This is a genomic window from Streptomyces niveiscabiei (assembly GCF_001419795.1).
GTDB classification, from domain to species: Bacteria; Actinomycetota; Actinomycetes; order Streptomycetales; family Streptomycetaceae; genus Streptomyces; species Streptomyces niveiscabiei.
The window spans coordinates 1-1,836 of sequence record NZ_LIRL01001308.1 but is presented as its reverse complement, the minus strand read 5'-3'; the positions used below and the strand labels follow the sequence as shown (position 1 = coordinate 1,836).

The 1,836-nt window shown below is 74.2% G+C and carries 1 protein-coding gene and 1 pseudogene; one reads left to right on the top strand and one right to left on the bottom strand.

The window, feature by feature from the left end; genetic code table 11:
* Positions 1-772 (top strand): annotated as a pseudogene (locus AOK24_RS43450) (hypothetical protein); the annotation flags it as partial.
* A 268-nt stretch (positions 773-1,040) separates the two neighbouring features.
* On the opposite strand, the gene AOK24_RS43445 reads toward AOK24_RS43450, so the two are convergent.
* Positions 1,041-1,836: hypothetical protein (locus tag AOK24_RS43445; protein WP_055725342.1), on the bottom strand; the 796-nt coding region annotated here is incomplete at its 5' end.

The window sequence follows — 1,836 nt, the reverse complement described above, 5'->3', positions numbered from 1 at the left end:
GTTGTGGGACCAGGGGCGGGTGAGTGTCGTGCGGGGGGCGCACAGTCTCGTGCTGGGCGTGGGGGAGTCCGGCGACCGGCTGCGGAGTTTCGCCGATCTCGCCGACCGGGCCGTGCCCGCCGTGTCCGACGCCTGGGGGACCGGCTGGGCGCGGAAGGTCGTCGTCGTGGTGCCGGCCTCGCTGGAGGGCATGGCCGAGCTGCTGGGGTCGTCCGTCGACTCGTACCGGGGGATCGCGGCCGTCACCACCGGCGAGACCGGGGGGCGTGCGCCCGCCGACCGGATCGTCGTCAACCCGGAGGCGTACGGGATGCTCGGCGAGGTCGGCCGGCAGGTCGTGCTCACGCACGAGACCACCCACGTCGCGACCCGCGCCCACACCAACGCGGCGACCCCCCTGTGGCTGTCCGAGGGGTACGCGGACTGGGTCGGCTACCGGGGGACCGACCGTACGCCGGACCAGGCCGCCCCCGAGCTCCAGAGCGCCGTCGACGAAGGCCACGTTCCCGCCGCGCTGCCCGCCGACTCCGACTTCGGCTTCGGCGGCGACGCCACCCGTCTGGCCCAGGCGTACGAGGGCGGCTGGCTGGCGTGCCGGATGATCGCCGGGCGGTGGGGCGAGGAGAAGCTCGACGCGTTCTACAAGGCCGTCGGGGCCCACGGAAAGCGGGCCGGGGCGGTGGAAGGGGCCCTGGGGAGCGTCCTGGGGGTGACGCTGGAGGAGTTCACGGAGGACTGGCGGACGTACGTGAAGGAACAACTGGCGAGCTGAGCCGCACGCCCCCTGCGCGCCTCCATACGCTCACGCCCCGCCGCCTGCTCCCCCCGGTCCGGCAGACCGGTGGCCTCGTCCTCGTCGATGGCGTTCTACGCGGTACGGCAGGCCGCCGCGATCCACACGGCGTACACCGGTGAGGCGAGGGCGACCGGGCGGGCGGTGAAGGTCGCCGGAGTCGTGGGGTCGTGGCCGCCGGGGTTCGGGCTGCCCGGAATCTGTGCCGCGCTGGCCGTGTCGATGGGCGTGCAGGGGGTGCTGCTGCTCAGGAGGGGACCTTCGCTCGGGTCGGCTGGGCCGGGAGTGGGAGTGGCTTCGGGCGGGGGGAGGTCGAGCGCCACAGGCGGGCGCAGGCCGTGAGGGCGGCGGTGATGAGGAGGCCGTTGCGGATGAGGAGGAGGGCGATGCCGAGGGGGGTGCTCTCGACGACGTCGTCGAAACGGACCGGGAACTCGGCCACCGTCACGCCTGCCGCGAGCAGCGTCAGTGTCGCCGGGAGGCCCATGCGGGTGGCCCGGAAGCAGAGGCAGACGGCCGCCGTACCGATCAGCCAGACCAGGTACTGCGGGCTGATCACCCGGCTGGACAGGGTGAAGAGGAGTACGGCGGTGAAGGCCGCGTCCGCCGGGGTGTGGAGCGAGTAGCGGCGGGCCATGAGGCGCCACAGGAGGAGCCAGCCGAAGGCTACGGACGTGAGGAAGAGGGCGGCCGTGCTCGCCGCTTCGACGCCGGGGCCGGTGAATTCCAGGGAGCCGTAGACGAAGCGGACCTCGCCGGGCCAGCCGAAGTGCCGGGCCGCGTGGAAGACCAGGGCGCCCAGGGACTCGACCTCCGTGCCCCGGTCGCGCTGGGAGGTGATGAAGGAGAAGGCGCCGGGGACGGAGGCGCTCGCGGCGAGGAGGAGGGCGGTGGTGAGGGTCGCCGCCAGCCATGTGCTGCGGCGGGCGACCCCGGCCAGCAGCAGGGCGGGCCACACCTTCAGGAGGGCGCCGAAGCCGATCAGGGCGCCCATCACGCGGGGGCGCCGGGCGCCTGCGACGAGGGCGGCGACCGCGACGGCG